The sequence below is a fragment of the Aerococcus tenax genome (genome assembly GCF_003286645.3).
GTDB classification, from domain to species: domain Bacteria; phylum Bacillota; class Bacilli; order Lactobacillales; family Aerococcaceae; genus Aerococcus; species Aerococcus tenax.
This window is the reverse complement of sequence record NZ_CP127382.2, coordinates 1,114,224-1,133,085: the sequence shown is the minus strand read 5'-3', so window position 1 is coordinate 1,133,085 and position 18,862 is coordinate 1,114,224. Positions and strand designations below refer to the sequence as shown.

Here is an 18,862-nt window from a genome sequence, read left to right as displayed (position 1 = left end):
TTAAAATATCGATAAAATGTGAGTATTGGATTTATTTAGTTAGGCTAGAAATTTAGCTCATTTAGAAAGGACTGACGGCAATGGCTTATATTAATGGCAAGCGCCCTGAGAAAGGAATTCTAGGCCCTTTAACTTTTGATAATGTAGAGAAGAAGACAGAACTATTTGATAAAAGTTTTTGGAGATACGCGCTAAGGAGTGTATACGCCACTTTATTCTTAACTTTTGGGACAGCAATCGCTATGATGACCGCCCAACAAACGAATTTAGTAGCCCCAGGCTTAGGTAAATTTACTTTTGCCTTCTTTTTTGCATGGTCATTGGTACTTATTATTTATATGAATGGTGAATTAGCGACTGCTAATATGAACTTTTTGGTAGTTGGAGCACGAAAAAAATATATCAGCTGGCAAAAGGCTTTTACGATTTTAATGGTTTGTGTTTTATTTAATTTTATTGGTGGCCTTGTTTGTGCTTATATTTTTTCAAGAACCACGATTTTCCAAGATTTACCTGCTGATCATTATTTATTTACAGCAGTTTCAGGAAAATTTGTTAAATCAGCGCTTACAATTTTTATTGAGGGGATTTTAGCTAATATTATCGTTAATAGTGCTGTGGTTGCTAGCAATCGGATGGTCAACGCAGATGGACGGGTTTATGCGATTATCTTTATTATTTTTATTTTTGCCTTCTTAGGTTATGAACACGTGATTGCTAACTTTGTTTCCTTCCCATTAGCTTTCTTCTCCAATGGAGGCCCTGTTGACGGGATGACCTTGGCTAATGTGCTTAAGAACTTTGTCTTTACTTTCTTAGGTAATCTTGTTGGTGGTGGCTTTGTCATTGGCTATGTCTATTCCTGGTTAGGAGATAAAGAAACTTCCTATGTAGACTAGTTTTCTTATTCGCTAGGAATCATTAATAGTTGACAAATGAAAATTAAAAAGCGTATAATAAATTCGCTTAAATGATTGAAAAGGCCATGTTTCTATTTAGTTGATAGAGAGAGTGCAGCTCTGGTGAAAGCACTCAGTAATAGAAATGCTCCCTTTTGACAATGCAAATGAAAATTTGCCGCTACTCGCGTTATCCAGTATTTTAATGAAGACATAATATCGCACGTTGATGTTATAAATGAGGTGGTACCGTGCTACGGCGCCCTCATCTAATAACATCAAGGTGCTTTTTTATTTTATAGGAGGTTTTAACATATCATGAAGAAATTAACGGGTGAAGAAATACGTCAAATGTGGATGGATTTTTGGAAGGGCAAGGGACATGATATTTACCCTAGTGCTTCCTTAGTTCCAGACAACGATCCTACTTTACTTTGGATGAACTCCGGGGTTGCTGCCCTAAAACATTACTTAGATGGGTCAGAAGTGCCGGAAAATCCAAGAATTGCTAATGCGCAAAAATGTATTCGGACTAACGATATTGAAAATGTTGGAGTTACCGCTCGCCACCAAACCTTCTTTGAAATGCTCGGTAACTGGTCAGTAGGGGATTACTTTAAAGAAGAGGTTATTCCTTGGGCTTGGGAATTCTTAACTGATGAAAAATGGCTAGGACTGGATCCCGAACTACTCTATATGACCTACTATCCTGATGACGATGTCTCCCATGGATTATGGCAAAAGGTGACTGGTTTATCAGAAGATCACTTTGTTTCTTTAAAAGATAACTTTTGGGATTTAGGTGCCGGTCCTTGTGGTCCTGATACGGAAATTTTCTTTGACCGGGGGAAAGCTTATCAAGATCTCGACGATGATGACCCAGAAATGTTTCCTGGGGGAGAAAATGAACGTTATCTAGAAATCTGGAACATCGTTTTCTCTGAATTTAACCACATGCCCGATGGTAGCTATGAAAAATTAAAACAACATAACGTGGATACTGGGATGGGACTGGAACGGATTGCCTCTGTTTTACAAGAAACCCCAACAAACTTCGAAACCGACCTCTTATTCCCACTGATTAAAGAAGTTGAAAAATTATCTGATGGTAAAAAATATGGGGAAAGCAAGGAAACTGATACCGCAATGAAGGTTATTGCTGACCATATCCGCGCCGTTAGTTTTGCAGTTGGTGATAATGCCTTACCATCAAATGAAGGCCGGGGCTATATTTTACGTCGTTTAATCCGTCGTAGCGTGATGTACGGTCGTCGTTTGGGCATCCAAGGAAGTTTCTTGGCCAAATTGGTCCCAATTGTGGCAGATAAGATGGAAAAACACTATCCAGAATTAAAAGAAAAAGAGGCCATTATTCAAGAAGTCGTTGATCGTGAGGAAAAACGTTTCCAAGAAACCATCGCTGACGGTGAAAATATTATTAAAAACAAAATCGCTGAATTGGAAGAATCTGGTGAAAATTCACTTGACGGCCAATCCGCCTTTAAATTATACGACACTTATGGTTTCCCATTAGAACTGACTGAGGAATACCTGGCTGAAAAAGGTTTTTCTGTTGATATTGATGGCTTTAATCAGGCCATGGAGGAACAAAAGGAACGGGCACGTGCGGCTAGAAAAGACCAAGGTGGCTTAGCGGTTCAATCAACAGTGCTCGGTGAAATTGATGTGCCTTCTCATTTTACCGGTTATGAAGAAGATGTTACTGAAACCAAGATTAATGCCATTGTTTACCAAGATGAAATCAGCCAGGAAGCACCAGCCAATAGCAAGGCCTATTTCATTGCTGAAAAAACACCATTCTACGGTGAACGTGGTGGACAAGTTGGTGACTCAGGTAAGCTTTACAATTTGGATGGCGAATTATTAGGTTATATCCGTGATACTAAACACGCTCCTAATGACCAAAACTTACATTATATTGACACCGTTCAACCGATTAGTGTGGGCCAAGAAGTTCGCTTAGAAGTGGACAGCGCTCGTCGTCGCTTAATCCGTAATAATCACACCGCTACTCACTTATTACACCGGGTCTTAAAAGATGTCTTAGGTGAACAAGTTAACCAAGCGGGGTCTTTACTTGATGACCATTATCTCCGCTTTGACTTCACTTATTTTGGACAAGTGAGTCCAGAACAACTTGAAGAAGTTGAAAGACGAGTTAATGAAAAAATTTGGGAACAAATCCCGGTTGAAACCATCTTTACCACAGTTAAGGCGGCTAAGGAACATGGGGCCATCGCGCTCTTCGGTGAAAAATACCTTAAACTCCATGATGAAATTCGTGTGATTAATATTGATGACTGGTCCATGGAACTTTGTGGTGGGACCCACGTTAAGAATACCGGATTCATTGGCCTATTTAAGATTATTTCCGAATCAGGGATTGGTTCTGGAGTACGCCGGATTGAAGCCTTGACTTCAAAAGCTGCTTATGAATACTATGAAGCTAAATTAGGTCTCTTAAACCAAGTTCGCGATGATTTGAAGGTTAAGAAAGCGGAAGATTTACCACACCGTCTCCAACAATTGGAAGGTGAACGCAAGAGCCTAGAATCTGAAGTAGAATCTCTCCATGCTAAGGCTAACCAAATGGCTGCTAGTCAAATATTTGATGCCGTTAAAGAAAGTAACGGGGTACGCTACATTGCTGAAGAACTTGACCATAAAACTATGGATGACTTGCGAGCAATTAGTGACGAATGGAAACAAAATAACTATTCAGATGTCCTCGTTCTCGCTACAGCTAACGGTGATAAAGCCAACATGTTAGTTGCTGTTTCAGCTGACAAGGTTAAAGAAGGCTTAAAAGCTGGTGACATCATTAAGGAACTTGCTCCATATATTAATGGTGGCGGGGGCGGTCGTCCTGAACTTGCCCAAGCAGGTGGTAAGAACCCAGCTGGTATCCCTGATGCGCTTAAGGCTTTAGAGGAAGTTCTGAATAAATAAAGTGCTTGTTAGTCGCTAGATTTTTCGTTACAATAGATTCAAAATGATGTGGAGGTGTCTAAATGAGTGGAAAAGATGAAACAGTACTCTTTCGCTTCGATGAAAGTAAAGAAAAAGATGTAAAAGAGACACTTGAAATAGTTTACGACGCCCTAGTAAGCAAGGGCTACAATCCAATCAATCAAATTGTAGGATATTTATTATCTGGCGATCCTGCGTATATCCCACGTCACAATCAAGCTAGAAATCTTATTCGTTACCATGAACGCGATGAGTTATTAGAAGAACTTGTTAAAAGCTATATGAAGCAAAGTGGTCGAGAATAAGCATGCGTATTATGGGTTTGGATGTGGGTTCTAAAACGGTTGGCGTAGCCATAAGTGACCCTTTTGGCTGGACTGCCCAAGGAATCGAAACCATTAAAATTGACGAAGAGGCAGGGGAATTCGGTTTTTCACGCCTAAGGCAATTAATTGAAGCTTATCAAGTAGAAAAGCTTGTTATTGGATTGCCTAAAAATATGAATAACACAGAAGGCCCTCGAGCTGAAGCATCGCGTCATTATGGCGATATGGCTATTGAATTATTCGACTTACCAGTTTTTTATCAGGATGAACGGTTAACTACCCAGCAATCGGAACGTTTTCTGATTGAGGCGGCAGATGTGAGCCGAAAGAAACGTAAAAAGGTGATCGATAAGTTAGCTGCTGTTCTCATTTTACAGAACTATTTAGATAGTCATTCACATTAGTATGAAGGAGCATTGTATGGCTGAAGATTTAGATAATTTAATTACTTTATATGATGAAGAAGGTAATGAGCGTTTATATAAAATTTTATTTAGTTTCGATTCGAAAGATCTGAATAAATCTTACGTCTTAGTTTACCCAGCCGAAGAGGAAGGCGAAGAGTTAAATATCGAAGCCTATGCCTATGAAGAGGGCGAAGACGGAGAAGGTAGCTTATTGCCAATTGAAAGTGAAGAAGAATGGGATATGGTAGAGGAAGTATTTAATACTTTCGTTCAAGACCCAAACTTAAATCAATAAGCCAAGGAAAGAGAATATGATATGAGGTCATATTCTCTTTTATTGTTAGTGGCGGTTGACATACGGGGCTGTGACCTTGGTCACCGCCTCTTTTTATGTGATGATAGGATAAATGTTTCATTCTGGTTAAATTTTCGGCTCTAAGTTTACAAATAGCATCTTTATCAGTAAAATGCATAATAGCTTATTTTGTTCAAAGCAGAGTCTTTTTATTATGAAATGAGGAAGCACGATGTTTAATGATGAAGAAAAGAAAAAAAGAGTAAAGCGAGACCAGGCTAGGGTCAATGCTTTAGAAGAACAAGAAAATGTTCAGGCTAATCGGATTATCCGCTGGATTATTATTACTTTGCTCCTTATCTGTATTGTCTTTGCTCTACTAATGGGAACCTTAGTAGCTACTGGTGGTTTTGGAGAGGAAAAAGAAACCCAAGGGACCATTCCTCAGGGAGCAAGTACTAGTCAAATTGCTCATATTCTTAAAGAAAATGATGTCATTTTTAATGAAAGCCTCTTTAAGATCTACCTCCGTCTATCCAATCATGATCCAATTCAAGCAGGAAGCTATCAATTGAAAACCTCGTCTGGCTTTGGTGAAGTCATGAATCAACTCTCACATGCCCAAGGTCCGGCTACCCAAGCGGTCTTAGTCAAAGAGGGCATGAATGTTGAAGAAATTGCTCAAGTGATGGCAGATTATTTTGGAATTACTCAGGAAGAAGCCTTGAAGCGGATTAATTCGGAGGACTTATTGGCAGAAGAAGCGGCTAAGTACCCAGAATTACTCAAAGATGTGGTGAATAATGACCAATTACGCTATCCCTTGGAAGGTTACCTTTTCCCGGCCACCTATGAATTAACTCAATCCGATACCGTAGAAAGTTTTGTCGACAAAATGCTGGCAGCTAGTGAGACTATTCGACAAAAGTATAGTGACACTTTAAAACAACAGAGACTTTCCTGGCATGAAATCTTAACCCTGGCTTCAATTATTGAGAAAGAAGCTTCTACTGACGAAGATCGTAAAATGGTATCAGGAGTCTTCTATAACCGTTTAGCCGAGAATATGCCCCTACAATCGGATATTACCTTGAATTATGCCCATAATGAGCATTCTACCTATGTGACTATCGAAGATACCATGATTGATTCGCCATATAATCTCTACCAAAATACTGGTTTAGGACCTGGTCCCTTTAATAACCCAAGTGAGAGTGCTATTCAAGCGGCCTTAAACCCAACCCCTAATGATTATATGTATTTTGTAGCTGATTTAAGCACTGGGAATGTCTATTTCTCAAAAACTTACGAAGAACATGATCAATTAGTCCAAGAATACGTTAGTCCAGAGGATGCCAAGCTTCAAGAACAATAAAAAGCCATATTTACATTGCTAAAAAGTTAGTAATATGGTATTATTTTGTATATTTTAATCGTATGTGTTAGGAGAATGTTAGATGTCAGAACAAACTTTCCCAATGACCGTAGAAGGTAAGGAACGTTTAGAAGCGGAATTAGAAGATTTAAAATTAAATAAACGCCCTGAAGTGATTAGCCGAATCAAGGTTGCTCGTTCATTTGGGGACTTATCAGAAAATTCAGAATATGAATCCGCTAAAAATGAACAATCCATTTTGGAAAGTCAAATTGCTAAAATCGAAAATATGATCCGTTATGCTGAAATTGTTGACCCTGATGCCTTAGGTAAGGATACGGTAAGCATTGGTAAACGGGTTAAATTTCAAGAGCTTCCTGATGGTGAAGAGGAAGAATACGAAATTGTCGGTAAAGCTGAAGCAGATCCTCTTGGTGGTAAAATTTCAAATGAGTCACCAATAGCAAATGCTTTAATTGGCAAAAAAGTTGGCGATGAAGTGGAAATTGAAACTCCAGGCGGGGCTTTCAGTGTTAGAATACTCGCAGTAGAAACTGCTTAATAAAGTTAATTGAAGGAGACTGGACGAGAGATCTAGCCTCCTTTTATTTATGCGCATTCGAAGTAAAGCCTGTCAAAAGGCTGACTGAAATATCTTTTAAAGAGTTGATCTTTAACGATAGCTGTTCAAATTGTCTATCAGTTAGGTAATCACTTGCCTTGTCATTCAAGTCCTTAGTGGCGCTCCCAAATTCTTTTAGTTGAGTTCGGAAGGGGGAGGGGATGTCCTTTCAGAAAAGTTGAACGATCAGCAAGCTGATCTTTTCATCTTTTTTTCCAAGGAATCGCACTCCCTGATCCTTCCTCACATCCTTGTTTTATTGTATATAAAATAATTAAATAAAAATATTTCGCTACTTAGCAAAAATGGTATAATAATAGAATAAGTTGTTGAAGGCGACTTCTTTATAAGAAGAAGTCGCTTTTCCTATTGGTAAATTGGGGATTTAGCCTAATTAATTTATGTGAAAAACAACTTTAGATGTCAATATTTAATCTGTGAATAACGATTTTATGGGCGCTGAGATGCAGATTTTATGATAGATAATATCTGCTTATAAAAGGCGCAAATCTTTATTATTTCACAATAAATAGCGTATTATAAATTTCACATGAAATAAAAATACTAATAGATATAGGGAACTTTTAAAGCGACCTGGGGCAAATCGATATGTTAAATTTTGCTCTTAAATCAGCCTTTAGTAGGCGAATAATGCTTTTAATCGTTCTTCTTTTGACAACTTTATATGAGTTGACGATCAGCCCTATACTTATACTGAAAGGTTTGGTTTTATGAAAAATAGGCGCTTTATTGTAGATACGATCGTGGTTGGTTTTACCTTGTTTGCTACTTTTTTTGGAGCAGGTAATTTGGTTTTCCCTCCATATATGGGAATTATTGTAGGAGAAAATTGGTCTGCCAGTGTTATTGGTTTGGCTTTAACCGCGATATTAGTGCCGGTCTTATCAATGATAGCTATTGTTAAAGGTGGAGGATCGGTAAAAGCAGTTTCCGAACCAATTGCTCCCTGGTTTTATAAGATTTTTAACTGCATTACCATGTATTTAATTGCCTTATTTATTTTAATCCCACGTACTGGTGCAACGACTTATGAAGTAGGTTTTCGTTCCTTGTTTCCTTGGTTACCTAACTATGTCGTTTTAATTGTTTTCTTTACTGTTGTTTACTTCCTCACTGTCGATCAATTGGGCGTGGTTGATAAGATTGGACGCTATCTTACCCCTGCTTTGATTGCAATGGTCATTGGAATTATTATTTTTGGTATGATTAACCCAGTCAGCCCCAATATGGCGGCTGCCCAAGTCGATAATAGCTTCGGTTGGGCTTTTACCGAAGGTTATCAAATGGGGGATTTAATAACTGGATTACTCTTTTCTAGTGTCATGATTATGACAATTAGACATAAAAAATATAACCATCAAGCAGGGATGCGGATGACTATCTGGGCATCTGTTATAGCTAGTGCCTTATTATTGTTTATTTATGGTAGCTTGTTATGGCTGGGGGCTACAGCGTCAACGATTTATAGCCCTGATATTGAAAGAACCCAGTTATTAATTGCCATTGTTGAACAAACTATTGGTGGCGCTGGAAAAATTATTCTCTCCATCGCTATTACCTTAGCTTGTTTAACAACTGCTACGGGACTATTAGCTTCAGTGGCAAACTTTACCCAGGAGCTTACTCGTCAGAAATATCCCTATACTTTTATCGTTTTTGTCTTTTGTATTTTTTGTGTGGTGCAAGGGACAGTCGGGGTAGAGAGAATTGTTGGATTGAGTGAACCCTTATTCGCAGTTGCTTATCCATTAGGAATCATTGTTACTTTAATCGGTTTATTTAGAAAATATATTCCTAATGACGGAACGACTAAGGGAGCAGTCTTATTAACCAGTATCTATACGGTGGTTGAAGCGCTTATTCAATTAGACTTTTCTCCTAAAATCTTCGAAGACATTATTCGAATAGTTCCCTTTGGCCCACAAGGTTTTGGCTGGGTGACTATGGCACTTTTGGGAGCGGGTATCGGTACTATGGTGTGGAAAATTCAACATGGTAGTTACCGTGGAAAGATCATAAAAGGTTATGCAAAATAAGCGAGAAGGCTAGATTTCTTATCTGGCCTTTTTTCTTTGTAGGCAATTGATAAATTTATTTGCTTACTAGTTTTTAAACTGTTTATAGATGTTTAGAAATGATAATACAATATTTTTAACTAATTGTATGAATATTAGTTATTTCAAGGGCTTTTGCTTGCTTTGTTTAATACAATATTATATATTATTTTAAAAGGAGCGATTTTATGAGAAATCGTTTTAGAACCTATCTAGGTGCTAACGATGCAGAAGCCGGGTATAACTTATCCTGGGGAGCTGTATTTGCTGGCCTAGTAACTTTTATTGCTTTATTAATTACTTTTTCCTTAATTGGAAATGCCATTGGATTTGGTATGATCCAACCGAGTGCACAAAATCCACTTGATGGTGTTGGTACCGGTGTTATGGTCTGGTCAGTTATTTCATTAGCACTATCATTTTTAGGATCAGGCTTTGTTGCTGGGGTAACTGCACGTCGAGTAGGCGCAGTCCATGGCTTTTTATCATGGGCAATTTCCCTAGTGGTAACAGTTGTATTACTAGGACAAATTGTTGCTTCTGTTCTAGGTTTTGCTGGTAATGTTATTGGTCAAACTGCTAGTGTTGCTGGTGACGCTGTCACAAGTGTTGCTTCAAACGCTGGAGATGCTGTAAGCGAAGGCGTAAATGCTTTAGCAAACAATATTGATGTGAATAATCAAGATATTCAAAATCTTAACCAAGACGTTCAAAAAGTCTTAAGAGATACTGACATTCGCGAATTACAACCAGAATATTTATCCGACCAATTAAATGGCGCGACAAATGATATTGCTAATGCAGCTCGTGAAGTTGTCGTCAATCCACAAAATTCTGAACAAGTATTTAACGACTTGGCAGATACATTAACTAGCCGTGTCGACAATATTTCAGAAAACGTAGACCAAGAGGCTGTTTCTAACGCTATTGCTTCTAACACTGATCTAACTCAACAAGAAGCAGAAGAAACTACTCAAAATATTATTGATGGATATAACCAAGCTGCTAATGAAGCACGTAACCAAATTGAAAATGCTAATAATGCCATTCAAAGTACCCAACAACAACTTGACAATAATATTCAACAATTACGTCAAGATGCTGATGATGTTTCAGATGGCATCTCACAAGGCTCAATCTGGGCATTTGTTGGTGTCCTATTAGGCTGTGTCCTATCATGCCTAGGTGGTTTATTAGGTACTAAATCAGTTACTGGAAATGTTGATGAAACTAATATGTAGTTTGATCTAAAGACATCATGTCTTTAGAATAAAATGATATTAACAACAAACAGATCACTACTCCTTATTATTAGAGGAATGGTGATCTGTTTTAAATAGTAAGCATTTAAGCTGGTTTTGTAATAAATATGGCTTATGCTTAATGAATTAACTGCTATAAATTGTGCTGCAATCGATAGTATGTTAATATTATTCATATATTTAATTTCATAGCCAGCCAGCTTGTATTAGATGGGAGAGACGAGCGTATGGGTCGTAAACCAAAAATAACGGCGGAAATGCAGTCACTAGTGGAAACTGAACTTCGGCGAGGAACCAGTAATTCACGGATAGCTAATTTATTAGATATGCCTTATGAACAGGCAAATGAAATCATTGATACTATTAAGGAATCTATTCGGCCTAATATAGGTGATGTTGTCAAGTTTCAATTCAGAACCTATACAATTATTGGAGAAATCGAAAAGCTTCTTACTAACTCTGCCATTTTAAAAATTGATTGGAGTCAGTCAAGTCGTCCAGCTAGAGATATCCTTGAAGAGAGAACTGTAGTCAATTTTAAAGATATTGAAGAATATGTGTCGATAGCTTCTAGTGACGATGACAAATAACAGATAAGAAATAACAATAAAAGCAATTTTTTGAGAAATCAAGTTGATTTCTCTTTTTTTATATTTTTATAGAAAATCCTTTCAAAAATAAGGTTTATTACATACAAAAATAAATGATAAACACTAACAAAATAAATAGTATAGCTGATAAAATAGCGAAAAAGGTTTGACAATTAAATTTGTATAGCTTATTATCAATACATGTTGATCTTTGATTAACTTAAATTTAAAAATTAAGAATGATGTGATTGCTATGAAAATAGTTGAAACGGCATCCGCCTTACCGCGGAAAGTTATGTCGAATGAGGACTTGGAGCAGTTCGTAGATACTAGTGACGAGTGGATAAGCAAAAGAACGGGGATTAAGCAACGTTATGTTGCCCTTGAGGAATCTTGCATTTCTTTGGCCCAAGCAGCTGCCCAAAATTTAGTCAATAAAGCTAATATTTCTCCTAATGAAATTGGCTTAATCATTGTTGCTAGTATGTCACAAGAGCATTCTTCACCAAGTGTAGCTAGTCAAGTTCAAGCTAAATTAGGAGCTACTAAGGCAGTTTGTTTTGACATTTCAGCTGCCTGTAGCGGATTTGTCCAAGCTTTCTCCCTAGCTGATAAATTAGAGGCTTATTACCGAAACGGTTATGCCATAGTTATCGGCGCTGAGAAAATGACCAATCTCATGAATTGGAAAGACCGCTCAACTTGTGTTTTGTTTGGTGATGCTGCTGGAGCTATTCTGGTTCAAGCAAATGGCCATTCAGCTATTATCCAAGAATCACTCGCTTGTGATGGCAATCAAGGAGCGGCGATAGTTGCTGGAGGTACTAGCCTAGCTCGATCAGTCAGTTCTGATTCTTATTACCAAGACCCTAGTTTAAAGATGAAGGGCAGGCAAGTTTATGACTTTGCTACCCGGCAAGTACCAAAGCAAATAGAAGCGGTTTTAAAATCTGCCAATCTGACTATTAATGATATAGACTATTTTGTCTTACATCAGGCAAATGCAAGAATATTAAAAGTTTGCCAGCGTAAGCTTAAAATACCAGAGGAGCGCCTGGTCCAAAACATTCAAAATTATGGGAATACTTCCGCTGCATCGGTAGCCCTTGTTTTGAATGAGCTGCGGAAATCAGGAGCGCTTAAATTGGATGGCAGTCAGAAGATATTATTATCAGCTTTTGGCGGAGGCCTGACTTGGGGGACTTGTATTGTCAATTGTTGAGCGACAATGTTAGTATTGAGAAAGACACTATAAAAAAATCAATGGAGGAATTTATAATGAGTACATTTGAAAAAATTCAAGAATTAATTTGTGACCAGCTTGATTTAGATAAGGAAGAAGTTACTCCTGAAACTAAATTTCAATCGGATTTAGATGCTGATAGCTTGGATTTATTCCAAATTATCAATGATATTGAGGACGAATTTGATGTCACTATCGATGAAGATGAATTGAATATGGAAACTGTCCAAGACTTAGTTGACTTTGTTGACAACAATAAATAATCCTTACTAATGTATTGGGATAATGAAGGAAGTGAATCGCTTTGAACACTCTATGGAAGCAAATGGGAGTTAAATATCCTATTATTCAAGGAGCCATGGCTTGGGTAGCAGATCCAGATCTGGCATCTGCCGTTTCAAATGCTGGTGGTTTAGGAGTTGTAGGGACGGGGAATGATCCTGTTGAAGTGGTGCGAGAAAAAGTTGAAACCATGAAAGCAAAAACAGATAAGCCTTTTGCAATTAATGTGATGTTACTCAATCCACATGTTGAAGAAGTTGTTGACTACCTATGTCAATCGGGTATTTCAACAGTCACTACTGGAGCAGGATCACCTGGTCGCTTTATGAAGCAATTTCGTGAAGCAAATATCAAGGTTATCCCAGTTGTTGCTTCCGTAGCACTTGCTCGACGCATGGAAAAAGAAGGCGTTGATGCAGTGGTTGTCGAAGGGACGGAATCTGGTGGTCATGTAGGAAAAACAACGACCATGGCTTTACTTCCCCAAGTAGTCGACGCGGTTAATATTCCTGTTATCGCTGCAGGAGGAATTGGTGATGGTCGGGGAATGGCAGCAGCATTGATGCTTGGAGCCTGTGGGATTCAAGTAGGTACACGCTTTGTTTGTGCCAAGGAATCCAATGCCCACCCTAATTTTAAGGAAAAGATTATTAAAGCTAAGGATATTGATACCGTCACAACAGGAGAAGCTACAGGCCATCCAGTTAGGGTTTTGCGCAATCGCTTGACCAAAGAGTACTTGCGAGTTGAGCGAATTGAAGCGGGTAAGGAAAATCCTGATTGGGAGCGCTTAGAAGCTTTGGGAAGAGGAGCTTTACGGCGAGCTGTTGTAGAAGGGGATACCCAAAATAGTTCCCTGATGGCTGGTCAGATTGCTGGCTTAATTAATAAAGAAGAGAGCTGCCAGGAAATACTCCAATCCTATATGGATGTATGCCAGGCAACGATCCGAGAAAAAGCTAGCGAATGGCTATAATTAAATAAGATGCAGTGAAGAAAATATTTTTTCACTGCTTTTTTTTACCCAAATTACTTTATTTAATGATAAAAATTAAAACTTTATTAAAAGAAAGGGCAAAGAATGAAAAAAATTGCTTATCTTTTTTCTGGCCAAGGGGCACAATACCCTGGTATGGGCAAAGATTTATTCGAACATCATGCTGAAGTCATGGAGCCATATTTTGAAACGGCTGAGAAAGTTCTTGGCTATGATTTAAAGGCCATGTGCTTTGAAGAAAATGACCTGCTTAATCAAACAGAATATACCCAAGCTGCCATCTATACAGTCTCATTAGCTATTCTAGCCGTCTGGAGAAAATTATTTCCTGAACCCCCTGCCTATTTAGCTGGATTAAGTTTAGGCGAATACACTGCCTTAGCTTATAGCGGTGTCTTTTCCTTTGTTGACGGGTTAAAACTACTGAGAAAACGTGGCTTATATATGAGCCAAGCAGTTGCTCCCGGTCAAGGGAAAATGCTAGCTGTCATGAAAACTGACCGCAAGTTGATTGAGAGGGTCTGTGAAAATATTATGGACCATCATTCTGGCTATGTCTATCCGACGAATTACAACTCTCCCAAGCAAATTGTCATCGGGGGAAATAGTGATTTAGTCGACCTGGCTAGGGATGAATTGAAGGAAGCGGGGGCTAAGCGTTTAATTCCTCTAAAGGTTTCCGGGCCCTTTCACACCCAGCTGATGCATCCTGCCTCTCTACGATTAGCCCAAGTACTTAAAGATGTGGAGTTTTCCCCTCAAGAAATTCCTGTTGTCGCTAACACAAGTGGACAAGTTCATGAAGATGGAGAGATTAAACAAGATTTACTTCAACAAATTCAATCACCGGTCAAATGGGCGGATTCGATTGAGTATCTCATTCAAGCAGGGGTGGATACCTTTATAGAGATTGGACCTGGAAAAACACTCACCAGCTTTACCCGGCAAATCGATAAGTCGGTGACAGCCTTAAATATTGAAGATGAAGCCACTTTAAATAAAGCATTGACTATTTTACAAGGAGATTAAAATGACAGAAAAACCTACAGCACTCATTACTGGCGGAAACCGTGGTATCGGAGCAGCTATCGCTAGAGAATTTGCCAATAAGGGTTACAATTTGGCCTTGGTAAGCCGGTCAGGATCCAGCCAAGATCATCTTGATGACTTAAGTGAAAGAGGAGCTAAAGTACTTGATTTGAAAGCAGAGGTCCAAGACTTCGACCAAGCTCAAGCAATTATAAACCGCTGCAAAGAAGAGTATGCTCACATTGATGTATTAGTTAATAATGCTGGAATCACCCGTGATACTCTTCTTATGCGAATGAAGGAAGCCGATTTCGATGCAGTAATTGACGTTAATTTAAAAGGTTGTTTTAACCTCTTGCGTCATGTTTCAAAAGTGATGTTAAAACAAAAAAGCGGCAATATTATTAACATAGCTTCCTTATCTGGACAAATAGGTAATGCTGGTCAAATTAACTATGCCGCTGCTAAGGCAGGCGTGATAGCTATGACTAAGACGGCTGCACGCGAATTAGCTAGTCGTGGCATTCGGGTCAATGCTGTTGCCCCTGGTTTTATCGCCAGTGATATGACAGATAAATTATCAGATAAGGTAAAAGAGCAGATGATTGCGCAAATTCCTTTAGGGGATTTTGGGCGAGTAGAAGATATTGCTGATGCCGTTTACTTCTTAGTCAAAAACTCATACATCACTGGAACCACTTTAAATGTTAATGGTGGTTTATATATGGAATAAATGAAATACAGAGAAGGATAAAGGAGGAACTTAATGAATACTAGAAGGGTAGTTGTTACGGGCTTAGGAGCGGTAACACCAATTGGAAATAATGTCAGTGATTTTTGGGAAAATTTAAAGGCAGGCAAACATGGCTTTGCTCCAATCACACAATTTGATGCCAGCGATACAGGAGTGACTTTGGCGGCTGAGGTTAAAAACTTCGATCCCAAAGACTACCTTGATCGTAAATCGGTTAAAAGAATGGATCCCTATGCTCATTATGGGGTGGTCGCTTCTATGGAAGCAGTAAAGGATGCTGGTTTAGATACTCATAACATGGACACAAACCGCTTTGGGGTATATTTTGGTACCGGTATTGGTGGGGTTCAAGAAATTGAAAGAGGGGTAAAAAAATCAGTTGAACGTGGTCCTAAACGGGTTAACCCTCTCTTTGTCCCAATGGCTATTTCCAATATGGGTGCCGCAAACATTTCCATGCAACTCGGTCTACACGGGCCAGCCTTGACCATGGTTACTGCTTGTGCATCAGCTAACAATGCTATTGGAGAGGCCTTCCGCTATATAAAACATGGTTATGCTGACTATATGCTTGCTGGTGGGGGTGAATCCGCTATTTGTGAGATCGCCATCGCTGGATTTGCTAATTTAACAGCCCTATCCCTCTCCACAGATCCTGATCGTGCCTCCATTCCTTTTGACAAGGAACGCAATGGTTTTGTTATGGGCGAAGGCGCTGGCATGTTAGTGTTAGAAAGTTTAGAAAGTGCTCAAAAACGGGGGGCAAAAATTTATGGTGAGATTGTCGGCTATGGTCAAAGTTCTGATGCCTATCATCTCACTGCGCCTACCCCAGAAGGACTAGGAGCTAAAGCTGCTATTGAACAAGCCTTAGCTGAAGCAGCTTTAACTGTGAACGATGTGGACTATATTAATGCCCATGGGACTTCAACCCCAGCTAATGATCGAGCTGAGACTATGGCAATTAAGTTAGCCTTTGGGGAAGAATTGGCCCATAAGATTCCGGTATCCTCAACGAAATCAGCGCTAGGGCACTTATTAGGTGCAGCTGGAGCAGTTGAAGCCATTGCCTGCTTGAAGGGCATGGAAGATTCCTATATTCCTGCAACCTTAAATTATCAAGTCAGTGATCCTGATTGTGATCTGGATTATGTAGCTAATGAAGGACGTTCACAAGCAATCAATGTAGCGATTAGCAACACGCTCGGCTTTGGTGGCCACAACACAGTTTTATGTATGAAAAAGGTGAGTGACTAATGACCCCTGAAGAAATTAAAGAACTTATCCATTTAATTGACCAATCAAGCCTAAGAGAATTTGAATTTGTTGATGACGACTTCAAGCTTCACCTGTCTAAAAATGAACAAGCACCACAAGTGTTTACTAATGAAACGCAGCCAGCTATTACAAAAGCAGAAAAACCTGCTCCTGCTGATCAAGCTCAAGAATCCTCCGAAGCTTCCAGCCAAGCTAATCAACAAGTCAGCCAAACTGATGAAGTTCAGGGGGAAATCGTAGAAAGTCCTCTGGTCGGGGTTGCTTATTTAGCACCAGCTCCAGATAAAGACAACTTTGTTAAAATTGGCGACCATGTTGAAAAAGGCCAAAGTCTATGCATCATTGAAGCCATGAAAATAATGAATGAAATTCACGCCACCACTTCAGGTGAAATTACTAATATTTTTGTCAATGATGGTGATGTGGTTGAATACGGCCAAAAGCTTTTTGAAATTAGCTAAAGGCTGTCACTGTCTTAGAATATAGGCGTTATAAAGAATTTAAGGAGAGATTCGTTTCTTCTTAGCTAATAACAACTACTAGTATAAAAGGAGAAATAAAAATGGAAAATCAAGAACCGATTTTAAGCGCCCAAGAGGTTATGGATATTATTCCTAACCGCTACCCCATGTTTTTAGTCGATGCGGTTTACGAACTTGAGGTCGGCAAGCGAATCGTTGCTCGTAAAAATGTGACAATTAATGAACCTTTCTTTGTAGGGCATTTTCCAGGAGAACCGGTAATGCCAGGAGTTCTTCAAGTTGAATTAATGGCCCAGGTCGGTTCGATTGCCTTACTTAAGGGCTTAAATACTGAGGACAAGAAAATGACCGGTTATCTAGCGGCTGTAGACAAGGTAAAGTTCCGTCAAAAAGTCGTCCCAGGTGACGTTTTGACTGTTGAAGTCAATATTTTAAAAATGAAAAAATCGATAGGGACAGCAAAGGCTGAAATCCGTCGCGAAGATGGTAAGGTGGTTTCTTCCTGTTTAATGACCTTTGCTGTTGGAGAAGCGAAATAAAGCTGGTGACTTATGTTTTCAAAAATTTTAATTGCTAACCGGGGTGAGATAGCGGTTAGGGTGATTAGAACCTGTAAGGAAATGGGCATTGATACCGTGGCAGTTTATTCAACTGCTGATAAAGATGCCTTACATGTGCAATTAGCAGATGAATCAGTATGCATAGGCGGGCCCCAATCTAAGGACTCCTACCTAGACATGCAAGCAATTCTATCTGCAGCTTATGTGACTAATGCTGAAGCCATTCATCCAGGCTTTGGTTTTCTCTCAGAAAATAGTAAATTTGCCAGACTCTGTCAAGAAATGAATATCACTTTTATCGGACCTAGTGCTGAAGTCATTGACAAAATGGGTGACAAACAACACGCCAGACAAACGATGATGGCAGCTAATGTCCCGGTTATTCCTGGCTCAAAGGATTTCATTCACAGCGCTAGTGAAGGTTTGGCTGAAGCTGAGCGAGTAGGCTATCCAGTTTTACTGAAAGCCACATCAGGTGGTGGTGGTAAGGGGATGCGCCAGGTTGATTGTCCCGAAGACTTACAAAAACAATTTGATGAAGCGAGTCGTGAGGCCCAACAAGGCTTTAACGACGCCAGATTGTACCTAGAAAAGGTGATTCATCCGGCCCACCATATTGAAGTTCAAATTCTGGCTGATCAAAATGGTCATGTCATCCATTTGGGGGAACGTGAATGTTCCTTGCAAAGAAATCACCAAAAAGTTCTTGAAGAAACCCCAAGTCCCTTTATCAATAATAAAACCCGCCAAGCCATTTGCCAAGCGGCTGTCCGTGCTGGAGAAAATGTTCAATATACTGGGGCGGGAACTATTGAATTTTTAGTCGATGACGATGAAAACTTTTATTTTATGGAAATGAATACCAGGATTCAAGTGGAACACCCTATTACTGAATTAGTTACCGGTATTGATATCGTAGCTGAACAAATTCGAGTGGCTTATGGTTACGACTTGTCTTATCAGCAAAGTGATGTCCATTTTTCGGGACATGCCATTGAATGTCGTATTAATGCCGAGCAACCCGAAAAGAACTTTCTCCCTTCGATGGGCAAATTTGATTTTATCCATTGGCCGCTTGGGGGGTTAGGCTTAAGGGTCGACTCAGCCATCCTATCTGGTAGCGCTTTGCCCGCCTTTTACGATAGTATGATTGCTAAGGTTATCGCCTATGGTGATGACCGTCAGTCAGCCTTATTAAGAATGAAGCGGGCTTTAGAAGAATTATGCATCGAGGGTGTCAATACTAACCAGCAATTTCTCTATGATTTGTTGGCTGCTCCTGCCTTTCAGCTAGGGAATTATAATAATGAATACCTGGAAAGTCAATTTCTTCCTCAATGGTTGGCCGAAGTTCAAGCGGAGTCCAGTGAAGAAGATAGGCAAGGAAAAGTCTAG

19 protein-coding genes are annotated in these 18,862 nt (G+C 39.3%); all 19 read left to right on the top strand.

Annotation, left to right across the window (positions count from 1 at the left end; genetic code table 11):
- Window positions 1-80 precede the first annotated feature (80 nt).
- Entirely contained in the window at window positions 81-899 is an 819-nt protein-coding gene (locus DBT50_RS05435) for a formate/nitrite transporter family protein (RefSeq protein WP_111853262.1), read from the top strand.
- Between the two features lie 318 nt (window positions 900-1,217).
- Window positions 1,218-3,869 carry an alanine--tRNA ligase gene (alaS, locus tag DBT50_RS05430; RefSeq protein ID WP_111853261.1) on the top strand — a complete coding sequence of 884 codons (2,652 nt, stop codon included), beginning with the start codon at window positions 1,218-1,220 and terminating at the stop codon, window positions 3,867-3,869.
- Window positions 3,870-3,931: 62 nt separating this feature from the next.
- On the top strand, window positions 3,932-4,195 hold the full coding sequence (locus DBT50_RS05425) for an IreB family regulatory phosphoprotein (protein WP_013669229.1): 264 nt from the start codon (window positions 3,932-3,934) through the stop codon (window positions 4,193-4,195).
- A 2-nt stretch (window positions 4,196-4,197) separates the two neighbouring features.
- The gene (gene ruvX / locus DBT50_RS05420) at window positions 4,198-4,620 is read left to right on the top strand and encodes a Holliday junction resolvase RuvX (RefSeq protein WP_070560030.1); all 423 of its coding nucleotides are present in this window, start codon (window positions 4,198-4,200) and stop codon (window positions 4,618-4,620) included.
- A gap of 1 nt (window position 4,621) precedes the next feature.
- Window positions 4,622-4,918, top strand: coding sequence for a DUF1292 domain-containing protein (locus tag DBT50_RS05415; RefSeq protein WP_049776749.1), 297 nt, complete (start codon window positions 4,622-4,624; stop codon window positions 4,916-4,918).
- Window positions 4,919-5,150: 232 nt separating this feature from the next.
- Entirely contained in the window at window positions 5,151-6,293 is a 1,143-nt protein-coding gene (gene mltG, locus DBT50_RS05410; RefSeq protein WP_258521923.1) for an endolytic transglycosylase MltG, read from the top strand.
- An 82-nt stretch (window positions 6,294-6,375) separates the two neighbouring features.
- On the top strand, window positions 6,376-6,855 hold the full coding sequence (gene greA / locus DBT50_RS05405; protein ID WP_060778338.1) for a transcription elongation factor GreA: 480 nt from the start codon (window positions 6,376-6,378) through the stop codon (window positions 6,853-6,855).
- A gap of 791 nt (window positions 6,856-7,646) precedes the next feature.
- Window positions 7,647-8,972 (top strand): branched-chain amino acid transport system II carrier protein, encoded by a 1,326-nt coding sequence (gene brnQ / locus DBT50_RS05400; RefSeq protein ID WP_111853260.1) that lies wholly within the window; start codon window positions 7,647-7,649, stop codon window positions 8,970-8,972.
- 206 nt (window positions 8,973-9,178) lie between these two features.
- A complete protein-coding gene (sctE, locus tag DBT50_RS05395) occupies window positions 9,179-10,231 on the top strand; it encodes a type III secretion system translocon subunit SctE (protein ID WP_111853259.1) in 1,053 nt (350 codons plus the stop codon).
- A gap of 248 nt (window positions 10,232-10,479) precedes the next feature.
- Window positions 10,480-10,842, top strand: a complete 363-nt coding sequence (locus DBT50_RS05390) for a DUF2187 domain-containing protein (protein WP_064292829.1) — start codon at window positions 10,480-10,482, stop codon at window positions 10,840-10,842.
- A 253-nt stretch (window positions 10,843-11,095) separates the two neighbouring features.
- Window positions 11,096-12,064 (top strand): beta-ketoacyl-ACP synthase III, encoded by a 969-nt coding sequence (locus DBT50_RS05385; RefSeq protein ID WP_111853258.1) that lies wholly within the window; start codon window positions 11,096-11,098, stop codon window positions 12,062-12,064.
- A 56-nt stretch (window positions 12,065-12,120) separates the two neighbouring features.
- Window positions 12,121-12,348, top strand: a complete 228-nt coding sequence (locus DBT50_RS05380; protein ID WP_013668481.1) for an acyl carrier protein — start codon at window positions 12,121-12,123, stop codon at window positions 12,346-12,348.
- 41 nt (window positions 12,349-12,389) lie between these two features.
- Window positions 12,390-13,343 (top strand): enoyl-[acyl-carrier-protein] reductase FabK, encoded by a 954-nt coding sequence (gene fabK / locus DBT50_RS05375; RefSeq protein ID WP_256374787.1) that lies wholly within the window; start codon window positions 12,390-12,392, stop codon window positions 13,341-13,343.
- A gap of 105 nt (window positions 13,344-13,448) precedes the next feature.
- On the top strand, window positions 13,449-14,393 hold the full coding sequence (gene fabD / locus DBT50_RS05370; protein WP_111853257.1) for an ACP S-malonyltransferase: 945 nt from the start codon (window positions 13,449-13,451) through the stop codon (window positions 14,391-14,393).
- 1 nt (window position 14,394) lies between these two features.
- Window positions 14,395-15,126 carry a 3-oxoacyl-[acyl-carrier-protein] reductase gene (gene fabG / locus DBT50_RS05365; RefSeq protein WP_111853256.1) on the top strand — a complete coding sequence of 244 codons (732 nt, stop codon included), beginning with the start codon at window positions 14,395-14,397 and terminating at the stop codon, window positions 15,124-15,126.
- Window positions 15,127-15,159: 33 nt separating this feature from the next.
- Window positions 15,160-16,404, top strand: coding sequence for a beta-ketoacyl-ACP synthase II (fabF, locus tag DBT50_RS05360; protein WP_111853255.1), 1,245 nt, complete (start codon window positions 15,160-15,162; stop codon window positions 16,402-16,404).
- Window positions 16,404-16,886 (top strand): acetyl-CoA carboxylase biotin carboxyl carrier protein, encoded by a 483-nt coding sequence (accB, locus tag DBT50_RS05355; RefSeq protein WP_111853254.1) that lies wholly within the window; start codon window positions 16,404-16,406, stop codon window positions 16,884-16,886. Before fabF ends, accB begins: the two co-directional genes overlap by 1 nt.
- Before the next feature lie 101 nt (window positions 16,887-16,987).
- The gene (gene fabZ / locus DBT50_RS05350) at window positions 16,988-17,446 is read left to right on the top strand and encodes a 3-hydroxyacyl-ACP dehydratase FabZ (protein ID WP_064292834.1); all 459 of its coding nucleotides are present in this window, start codon (window positions 16,988-16,990) and stop codon (window positions 17,444-17,446) included.
- A 12-nt stretch (window positions 17,447-17,458) separates the two neighbouring features.
- On the top strand, window positions 17,459-18,862 hold the full coding sequence (gene accC, locus DBT50_RS05345; protein WP_111853253.1) for an acetyl-CoA carboxylase biotin carboxylase subunit: 1,404 nt from the start codon (window positions 17,459-17,461) through the stop codon (window positions 18,860-18,862).

Excerpts from the sequence above, each read along its gene's own strand:
- fabG (WP_111853256.1), top strand. The coding sequence starts at position 14,395 with ATGACAGAAAAACCTACAGCACTCATTACTGGCGGAAACCGTGGTATC.
- accC (WP_111853253.1), top strand. The coding sequence starts at position 17,459 with ATGTTTTCAAAAATTTTAATTGCTAACCGGGGTGAGATAGCGGTTAGG.
- ruvX (WP_070560030.1), top strand. The coding sequence starts at position 4,198 with ATGCGTATTATGGGTTTGGATGTGGGTTCTAAAACGGTTGGCGTAGCC.
- DBT50_RS05425 (WP_013669229.1), top strand. The coding sequence starts at position 3,932 with ATGAGTGGAAAAGATGAAACAGTACTCTTTCGCTTCGATGAAAGTAAA.
- alaS (WP_111853261.1), top strand. The coding sequence starts at position 1,218 with ATGAAGAAATTAACGGGTGAAGAAATACGTCAAATGTGGATGGATTTT.
- greA (WP_060778338.1), top strand. The coding sequence starts at position 6,376 with ATGTCAGAACAAACTTTCCCAATGACCGTAGAAGGTAAGGAACGTTTA.
- mltG (WP_258521923.1), top strand. The coding sequence starts at position 5,151 with ATGTTTAATGATGAAGAAAAGAAAAAAAGAGTAAAGCGAGACCAGGCT.
- fabZ (WP_064292834.1), top strand. The coding sequence starts at position 16,988 with ATGGAAAATCAAGAACCGATTTTAAGCGCCCAAGAGGTTATGGATATT.
- sctE (WP_111853259.1), top strand. The coding sequence starts at position 9,179 with ATGAGAAATCGTTTTAGAACCTATCTAGGTGCTAACGATGCAGAAGCC.
- fabF (WP_111853255.1), top strand. The coding sequence starts at position 15,160 with ATGAATACTAGAAGGGTAGTTGTTACGGGCTTAGGAGCGGTAACACCA.
- DBT50_RS05380 (WP_013668481.1), top strand. The coding sequence starts at position 12,121 with ATGAGTACATTTGAAAAAATTCAAGAATTAATTTGTGACCAGCTTGAT.
- DBT50_RS05385 (WP_111853258.1), top strand. The coding sequence starts at position 11,096 with ATGAAAATAGTTGAAACGGCATCCGCCTTACCGCGGAAAGTTATGTCG.
- DBT50_RS05415 (WP_049776749.1), top strand. The coding sequence starts at position 4,622 with ATGAAGGAGCATTGTATGGCTGAAGATTTAGATAATTTAATTACTTTA.
- DBT50_RS05435 (WP_111853262.1), top strand. The coding sequence starts at position 81 with ATGGCTTATATTAATGGCAAGCGCCCTGAGAAAGGAATTCTAGGCCCT.
- accB (WP_111853254.1), top strand. The coding sequence starts at position 16,404 with ATGACCCCTGAAGAAATTAAAGAACTTATCCATTTAATTGACCAATCA.
- brnQ (WP_111853260.1), top strand. The coding sequence starts at position 7,647 with ATGAAAAATAGGCGCTTTATTGTAGATACGATCGTGGTTGGTTTTACC.
- fabD (WP_111853257.1), top strand. The coding sequence starts at position 13,449 with ATGAAAAAAATTGCTTATCTTTTTTCTGGCCAAGGGGCACAATACCCT.
- DBT50_RS05390 (WP_064292829.1), top strand. The coding sequence starts at position 10,480 with ATGGGTCGTAAACCAAAAATAACGGCGGAAATGCAGTCACTAGTGGAA.